The 8473-nt window shown below is 69.3% G+C and carries 7 protein-coding genes; 3 read left to right on the top strand and 4 right to left on the bottom strand.

The features are described 5' to 3' along the window. Positions 1-202 precede the first annotated feature (202 nt). Complete coding sequence (locus AB0958_RS08125; RefSeq protein ID WP_366889505.1) at positions 203-997, bottom strand: hypothetical protein; 795 nt, start codon at positions 995-997, stop codon at positions 203-205. Between the two features lie 41 nt (positions 998-1038). Further along, the gene (locus tag AB0958_RS08120; protein ID WP_366889504.1) at positions 1039-1356 is read right to left on the bottom strand and encodes an LAETG motif-containing sortase-dependent surface protein; all 318 of its coding nucleotides are present in this window, start codon (positions 1354-1356) and stop codon (positions 1039-1041) included. Between the two features lie 109 nt (positions 1357-1465). Between AB0958_RS08120 and AB0958_RS08115 the strand changes: the two genes are divergently transcribed. Continuing rightward, positions 1466-1810 (top strand): hypothetical protein, encoded by a 345-nt coding sequence (locus AB0958_RS08115; RefSeq protein ID WP_366889503.1) that lies wholly within the window; start codon positions 1466-1468, stop codon positions 1808-1810. A gap of 223 nt (positions 1811-2033) precedes the next feature. Beyond that, entirely contained in the window at positions 2034-3278 is a 1245-nt protein-coding gene (locus AB0958_RS08110; RefSeq protein WP_366889502.1) for an Ig-like domain-containing protein, read from the top strand. Between the two features lie 61 nt (positions 3279-3339). Here the strand turns inward: AB0958_RS08110 and AB0958_RS08105 are convergent, their stop codons facing one another. Beyond that, the gene (locus AB0958_RS08105; RefSeq protein ID WP_366889501.1) at positions 3340-4248 is read right to left on the bottom strand and encodes a hypothetical protein; all 909 of its coding nucleotides are present in this window, start codon (positions 4246-4248) and stop codon (positions 3340-3342) included. Next, positions 4245-4640, bottom strand: a complete 396-nt coding sequence (locus AB0958_RS08100) for a hypothetical protein (RefSeq protein WP_366889500.1) — start codon at positions 4638-4640, stop codon at positions 4245-4247. Before AB0958_RS08100 ends, AB0958_RS08105 begins: the two co-directional genes overlap by 4 nt. A gap of 154 nt (positions 4641-4794) precedes the next feature. Here AB0958_RS08100 and AB0958_RS08095 point away from each other — a divergent pair, with 154 nt between their 5' ends. Next, positions 4795-8457 carry a CHAT domain-containing protein gene (locus tag AB0958_RS08095; protein ID WP_366889499.1) on the top strand — a complete coding sequence of 1221 codons (3663 nt, stop codon included), beginning with the start codon at positions 4795-4797 and terminating at the stop codon, positions 8455-8457. The last annotated feature ends 16 nt before the right edge of the window (positions 8458-8473 follow it).

The following is an 8473-nucleotide window of genomic DNA, read 5'->3' as shown; positions in this document are numbered from 1 at the left end:
GCCGGACCTCGCGGCTGCGGAGGAGTTCGTGCGGGGCGGGGGAGTTGTCGCTGCGGTGGAGACGGTGACCGGGCCGTTGCGGTAGGTCGTCCCGTGCGGGTGCGCGGGGGCTGGTCGCGCAGTTCCTCCCCCAGCCTTCGGCCGGGGGTACCCCCAGCGCCCCTTTACGGGGCGCTTCGGGAGCGCCCCGTAGGGGCGCGTGTCAGTTCAGCTTCGCCGACTGGGCCTTGATGACCGCCGGCGGGACCGTGTACGTCTTCCCGGCCATCATCGCGCCGATGTTCATCGTGAAGTACGTCGCGACGGTGTTGCCGTGGCGGACCACCTCCGCGTGCAGGGGGGCCTTGTCGCCGTCCATGTCGGTGGTCGCCGTGAAGGCCACCGACTCGTCGCCCGTGCCGGAGGGCTTGACCGCCGTCACCTTCGTGATCTTCTGCTCGTCGCCCGAGGTGCCGCCGGTGAAGCCGGCCGCGCAGTCCTTCAGCGCGGCGGAGACCGCCTTCAGGGCGTCTTCGGCGCCCCGGCCGTCGTACGACGACAGGTCCAGGGACGTCACGTCCAGGTTCAGCGAGTCCTTGAGCGCGCTCGTGAACTTGCCGTCGGACAGGTCGTCGAGGGAGGTCGCGTCGTCGGTCGGGTCCTTCCTGTCCTCCCGTACCGTGCGGCCGATCTCGGCGGGCGCGTCGGTGGGGGCGAGGCCGGTGAGGACGTAGGCCAGCGGACGGCACTTCTCGTCGGTGGTCCGCACCTTGGCCCTGACCGGGGCGCCTGCGCCGACCGAGTTGACCTTGTAGCCGTCCACCTCGCCCTGGGTGAGGATCCGCTGCTTCAACTGCGCGGCGCTCAGCGCCCGTACGGACGGGGAAGCGGACGTCGAGGCGGACGCCGAGCCTGAGTCGTCCTTCGAACCGCCCCCGGAGCAGCCCGTGATGAGGGCGAGGGACAGCGCGCCGCCGACGGCCAGGGCGCGGATCCGCACGCCCGATGATCTCTTCATGAGAGGACTGTGGGACCCCGGTCAAGGGAGGGTCAAGTTGTTTAGAACTCCAGCCGTTCCCGGCGCACCGAGTAGACCACGAAGCCCGCGCCGACCGCGAGGAAGAGGCTGCCGCCGACGACGTACGGGGTGGTGTTCGGGCTGCCGGTGTCGGCGAGCCGGGTGGCGTCCCCGGTGGCCTCGGACGTCGCCTCGGACAGTGCCCTGGCCTGCTGGGTGACCCGGGTCGCGGCGCCCTCCGACGTGCTGGTTCTCGCCGGGGCGTCCTGCGACGCGTGGGCGGACGGGACGAACCACAGTGCGCACAGGAGCGTGCCTGCGGCGGTGGCGGTCAGCAACGGGCGGCGAGCGGATGACACGGAATATCGATCCCCTTGTGACGCTGGCGAATTGGCCGTGTGGGCAGATGTTAGTGAAAATCGCGGGTCACAGGAAAGTCACGGGAGGTTTCAGTCGTACGCTCCGGGCATGAGCACTCCAGAGACATCACGTTTTGTACGGCTTCGGGTGGAGCTGGTCCTCGAGGTCGAGGACGCCGGCGAGGTCGCCAAGGCCGCGTTGCGCCGTATCGCCGAGGATCCCGAGCTGCCCGACGAGGAGCGGACGCACGCCGAGGCCGCTGTGACGGAAGACACCGCCGAGGCCGTCGCCTATCTGGTGGACCCGTTCGACCTGGTCAGCGAGGTGCCCGGCATCGAGCTCCAGCAGGCGTCCTGGTCCAGCGAGCGGATTTCCTACGATCCGGATTCGCCGGAGTGGGATCTCGACGAAGATGATGACGAGGACGACGAAGAAGAGGACGGCATCGGCTGAGCGATCCGGGGAACCAGTGACCCCGGACGGCGATGGCCGTCCGGGGTCTTGTCGTCCCAGAGGGCGCTCGGACCGGCCCCTCGCGCACCAGCCGCCTCCGCGGACGTGGTGTGCCCCACAGATCCGAAGAATGCGGAACGGGACGAAGCAGCCGTAGCGTTGAGGCTTTCTGGCGGGGACTCCCGGTGTGTTCGCGGACTCGGCAACGATGGAGAAGCGTGTGATGACGGACAGTAAGCGGCGCAAGGGCCTGGTGGCCGCGTCCGCACTGCTCGGTGGTGTTCTGGTGCTCACGGCGTGTTCCGGGAGCGACGACAAGGCGTCCGGCGGTGGCAGCAGCACCCAGGCCCAGGCGGACGAGGCGGCGGCCAAGAAGTCGTCGCAGGCCGACATCACGATCACACCCAAGGACGGGTCGAGCAACGCGTCCATCAACAACTCGGCCGCCGTCACCGTCAGCAAGGGCACTCTCACCGGTGTCACCATGACCACCGCCGACGGCAAGGCGGTCTCCGGCGCGCTGTCCGCCGACAAGAAGAGCTGGAAGCCCTCCGTCCAGCTGGAGCGGTCCACCACCTACAAGGTCGCCGCCGAGGCCAAGGACTCCGCCGGGCTGGTCGCGCACGAGAACGCGTCCTTCACCACGGTCTCCCCGACCAACAGCTTCATAGGCACCTTCACGCCGGAGGACGGTTCGACCGTCGGCGTGGGCATGCCCGTGTCGATCAACTTCGACAAGCAGATCACCAACAAGGCCGCCGTCCAGAAGGGCATCACGGTCAGCACCACCAGTGGCCAGGAGGTCGCCTGCCACTGGTTCTCCACCCAGCGCATGGACTGCCGTCCCCAGGACTACTGGAAGGAGAACTCCACCGTCACGCTGAAGCTGGCACTCGACGGTGTCGAGGGCGCCTCCGGTGTCTACGGCGTCCAGCAGAAGACGGTCACCTTCCACATCGGCCGCAACCAGGTCTCCTACGTCGACGCGAAGACCAAGCAGATGAAGGTCACCCAGGACGGCAGGACCATCAAGACCATCCCGATCTCCGCGGGTTCGCCGGAGCACAAGACGTACCAGGGCGTCATGGTGATGTCCGAGAAGTTCAAGGAGACGCGCATGAACGGCGCGACCGTGGGCTTCACCGACAGCGACGGCAAGGGCGAGTACGACATCAAGGACGTGCCGCACGCCATCCGCCTCACCAGCTCCGGCACCTTCCTGCACGGCAACTACTGGGGCGCCAAGTCCGTCTTCGGCAGCGTGAACACCAGCCACGGCTGCGTCGGCCTGTCCGACACCAAGGGCGCCGACGACACCAGCACGCCCGCCTACTGGATGTACAGCCACTCGATCGTCGGTGACGTCGTGGTCATCTCCCACACCGGCGACAAGACCGTGGCCCCCGACAACGGCCTCAACGGCTGGAACATGAACTGGGCCGCCTGGAAGGCCGGTTCGGCCGTCTGACGCCGAGGTCTCGGCTGCGGCTCGATGTGGAGGCGGTCGCCCGTGCGGGTGGCCGCCTTCGTCATGCCCCCTTGCGGATCCGCTCGCGCAGCGTCGCGCCGATGGCGGGGGTGATCCGCCCGTTGGGCAGCGGAACGCCGAGGTGCTCGGCGAGCAGGGGGGAGTGCACGTCCATGCTGGACTCCACGAGGTCCGCGAGACCCCCCACCGCCCGGCGGGCCCGCGTCCACGCAAGGAAGCCGGCGGCCAGCCCGCCGAGAGCCGTCGGGTACCACCAGACGCATCCGACGACGACGTAGAGCACGCTCCATGCAGCCAGACCGGATGCCTGGGAGAACCTCTCGCGCGCGGCCCGGACCTCGGTACGAGCCGGTTCGGGGAGCAACAGCCACATACGGGGCCAGACCATGTCGAGGTCCAGCCCGTACTGGCCCATGATCCGCGATCCGCAACCGTCCAACCGGTCGGTCATCCACCCTGCGTGACGCGGACGTGTCAGCGCGATGTGATTGCGGCGCGCAGCCTGCTGCACCGCCACCCGGGCATGTGCTTCGGCCGTCTGCGCAAGCCCGGCGAGCTCCGCCAGTTCGCGCCGCTGATCGGCCTGCTGGTACCGCCAGTGCGCCCGTGCCCAACGACGACGCCGATTGCGCAGCAGTGGGCCCGCGGGCCACAGGTGCCAGGGGGTGAGCCACAACTCTTCGATCGCGGCGGACATCCAGTGTGCGAGCAAGCCGGCGAAGGTGGCCAGGGCCAGTACGACGAGGGCCGAGAGGACGAGGGTGGCCGGGGGCTCACCGTGAGCCGGGGTGAGGTGGCGCAGCCGGTCCCCGGCACGTGAGAAGTCCATGCTGTGACCAAGACCCCGGGCGGCTGCCGTCGTGATGAGGAAGAGCAGGCCGGGAATGGTGAGCAGGGTCATCCACCGACCGGCCAGCTGCTTGCCTATCTCGTCGAGGAACCCTCTCAAGGCTGCCCCTCGAACGTGAGCGGCTCGTTCTCGTACAGGGCGCACAGCGGCAACGCCCCGCCGGGGCCCCGCTTCTCCTCCCGGCCGCAGTGTCCTCGGGGGCAGATGTACGCGCCCTTGACAGGGGCGGCCGACAACGGACCCGGCAGGTTCGTCTCGGGGTGCCAGGACGAGCGCGGGTCGATCAGCAGCCCGTAGGTACGCCAGATCTGTGTGAGCGTCGCGTCGAGGGATGCCGCCCGCGTGGACGGGTCCGGCAGTTCGAGGATGTCGTGCAAGTCCTGGACGAACTGCCGAAGCGGGGCGTGCTGGCCGTTGCGTGCGGCGTCGCGCTTCAGACGGGGCAGCTCGGCGCACAGGTCTGCCAGGCTCGGCGGCGAGGTCTGGGTCATGACCACCTTCCCTTCATATCCAACTATGGTCTACCGTCGGTGGATTGGTGCGCTGCTCGACTGATTCGTCGACCGGGCAGGAACGGGGGACGCGCTGGTGGACGCAGAAGAAATGCAAGAGTTCCGGCACGGATTGCGCGCTCGGCTCGCCGCATTGCGTGGTGACGGGGACCTCGGGGCGCTGCGGTCCGACGAGGCCCTGGCCGAAGCGACCTGTCTGCACTGCGCCCTCGCCGACGCCGAGGAGAGCGTCGGAGCGGAGCCGGCCGAATTCTTTTCCGCGTGGTCCGCACTGGCGGAGTTCCATGAGGAACGTAGCCGTCCCGGCCCGGTCCCCGACACGGCCGACGCTCTGGTCGACTTCTACCGAGCCGCCTTCTACCGCTGCCGTCTGTACCGTCACCGGCCCGACCTCCTGTCGGACGAGCAGCGCCAGGTACTGGACGACCGTCCGGAGATCCTTGATGTCCTGGGAGCCGACCCGAGGACGTGCGTGGCACGCGTCGTGCTGGTCGCCAGAGGGCTCAGGACCGGAGACGGCGACCGGGAGCGGCGGGAGGGTCTGCTGGGGCGGCTGGTCGAGCAGGCCGGTGCGCTCGTCCCGCCGGGACATCCGCGGTCGCCGGATCTCATGGCCGCTCGCGGGCACATGGCGTACACGTACCACTGCCTCACCAACGACGACGACTGGCTCACCGCGGCGATCGACGAGCTGGAATCGGCTCTGCGCGCGTTACCCGACAGGGACCCCATGCGCGCACCGGTTCTCAACGACCTGGCCGGCTACCTGCGACGCGCCGCGCACCGGCGGAGCGACACGGATCTCCTGGCCCGGTCCGCGGCCGCCGCCCGGCGATCGCTCGAAGCCACGCCGGTCGGTACACCCGAGTACGCCGTCTCCCAGGTCACCTACGCGATCACCTTTCTGGAACGCTACGAGATGGCGAGCTCGGCCGATCACGCGTTGATCGACGAGGCCGAGTCACTGACGAGGGCGGCCATCGACTCGGGATCCCTGCAACGCGCCGACGAGGCGAAGGCGCTCTCCAACCTGAGTCGCATACTGCTGACCCAGTACGAGCACACCCGGCAGTTGCGGTGTCTGGAGCAATGCGTCGACGTCTCCCGACGCGCCGTGGAGATCGGCGACGAGCGGGACGAGGACCACTCCATGTGCCGCGCCAACCTGGGCATCGCCCTCACGGCGTTCGCGCGGGCCCGGGCGAACGACCCGGAACTGTTGCGACAGGCCGAGGCGGAACTGACCACGGCGCTCGGAGCGCTGGCCGGGGACGAGAGCCGGTCCTACGCCCTGTCCGCTCTGGGGCTTGTCCGACGGATCAGGGCGGCGCAGTCACCGGATACCGCCTCGGGTGACGTCGATCCCGACGACCTTCAGCGGCAGGCGGTGGAGGCGCTCCCCGAAGGCCATCCCGATCAGGTGCTGGGACTGCTGCACCTCGCCGACGCCGCGGTGACCCGGCATCTCGAACTCGGTGACGAGGCCAGTTGGGGGCAGTACCTCGGACTGCTGCGGCGCATCGCCCGTGTTCCCGGCAGGCAGCGGGCCACCCGAATGATCGCGCTGGCCCAGGCGCTCACCCAGAAGAGCCCGGAGGACGATGCGTGGGCCGAAGCCGAGGAACTGCTCACCGACGTGGTCGAGGGAGGCTGGGCGCTCCAGAGCGACGCCCGTTCGGCGACTTTGGTCAGGGCCCGACTGCTGCGCAGCAGGTTCCAGGCCGGCCGGGACGAGCGAGTGGGGACCCTACGGGCCGCGGCAGTACGGGCGGCTCTTCAGGCGGTGGAGGACGGCTACCCGCTGCGTGACCGGCCCGTACCACTGCCCCGCGCGAACGACGGACGGTCACTGATGCTGGGCATCGGCGAAGTCGCCGGACTCGACCGGGCCATAGCCTTGCTGCGTGCCGATCAGCCTCCCGAGCAGGAGACACAAGAGCGGGCTGAGCATCTTCTCGAGTTGTCCTTGGCCTTGCACTGCCGATACCTCCACGACAACGACGTCAGCCTGCTGAAGGAGTCGGTCGCCATCTGCCGGGACATGCACCGTCTCGCCGGTGAGGGGACGGAGCAGGCAACCCTCATCGGTACGATGCTCGCCTCACGCTTGCGGGAACTGAACCAGAACACGCCCTCCACCGGAGCCCTCGCGGAAGCCGCCGTCCTCTTCAGGACGGCGGCCACGACGGGGACGGAGCGCATGCGGGTCCGTCTGGACGCCGCCTGCAACTGGGCGAGGTCCGCCGAAGCGCTGGGGGACTCCGAGCAGGCTTCCCAGGCCTACGGCACGGCCCTGGACCTGCTGGAGCTCGCCTCCTGGTCGGGGATCGACCGTGAGGGGCAGGAGACCCTCCTGCGGGCGTCCGACGGCCTGGCCCGGGACGCGGCGGCCCTGGCCATCGGCAGACGCGAGTACGAACGTGCCGTCGAACTGCTCGAATGCGGCCGGGGCATTCAGCTCGGCCGCGCCCTCGGTGGCCAGGCAGCCCTGCGCCGGGTCGCCCGAGTGGCCCCGGAGCTGGCGGAGCAGTTTGCGCGAGCTCATGCAAAGGCCGAGGCCCCTCCCGTACCGGACGCGTACGGGGGAGCTCTCTCCACCGGCGAGCGGCTCGCTGCCGCCCGCCGCAGAAGCCAACTCGTCGAGCTGATCAGGGACAAGGAGGTTCTGGCCGACTTCCTCACCAGGCCGTCCTACCCGGTGCTGCGGGACGCCGCCACAGAGGGCCCCGTCATCATCGTCAACACGAGCCGCTCGCGTTGCGACGCCCTGGTGGTGCGGGCGCAGCGGAACGTGCTGGCAATCCCGCTGGACGGCGTCACCGACGATCTCGTACGGTCCTACGCCCGCCGTTTCTCGCTCGGCATGGCGATCCTGGAAGGCGAGGATCTCGGGCTTTCGCAGCGCACGAGCGGACGCCACCTGGTGGCGACGGCACTGGAGTGGCTGTGGCATCAGGTCTGCGCACCCGTTCTCAACGAATTGGGTTATACGCGGGCGAAGTCCGCGGACGAGGCCGAACGGGTGTGGTGGTGCCCCACCGGCGCCTTCGCCTCCCTGCCGTTGCACGCCGCCGGGCTCCACAATCGGCAGCGCGCCGACGGTCAGTCGGTGCTGGATCGGGTCGTTTCCTCCTACACCCCGACCCTGCGTCAACTGATCGACTGCAGGTCGGCATCGCTCACGCCGACCGGACGCCCGCTGCTCGTCGCCGTGCCTGATTCCCGGGTCGGCGGTGGACAGCGCACCTTGCCCACCGCACAGCAGGAGGCCGAGATCTTTCTCCGGTACTTTCCCGCCGCGCGTGCGCTTGTCGGACCGGCCGCCACGGAGGCGGCCGTCCGGGAACATCTGCAGCGGGCGGATTGGGCCCATTTCGCCTGCCACGGAGCCGTACGCGGCCCATCGGGTGAGGACGACGCCCGCCTGCTGCTGTACGACGAGGAACTGCGGATGGGCGCCGTGTCCGGCACCTCACCGGACCGGAACGGCGAGTTCGCCTTCCTGTCCGCATGCGGCACCGCCCGTACCGTGAGCGGGCTCAGTGACGAATCCCTGAACCTTGCCACGATGATGCAACTGGCCGGCTACCGCCACGTCATCGGAACCCTGTGGTCCATCGACGACGCCATGGCGCCGATGGTCGCCGCCGGTGTCTACTCCCGTCTTGCCCGGTCGACGGGAGAAGTGGCCGCCGACGGTGCCGCACGAGCTCTCCACTGCGCCGTCCTCGACCAGCGGCACAGCTACCCGATGGCCTCCGTCGGCTGGTGTTCCTACGTCCACCTGGGGCCATGATGACCGACCTCGCGGC

Origin of the sequence: Streptomyces sp. NPDC006655, from assembly GCF_040703965.1 — a bacterium.
Classification (GTDB): Bacteria; Actinomycetota; Actinomycetes; order Streptomycetales; family Streptomycetaceae; genus Streptomyces.
This window is presented reverse-complemented; position numbering and strand designations above follow the sequence as displayed.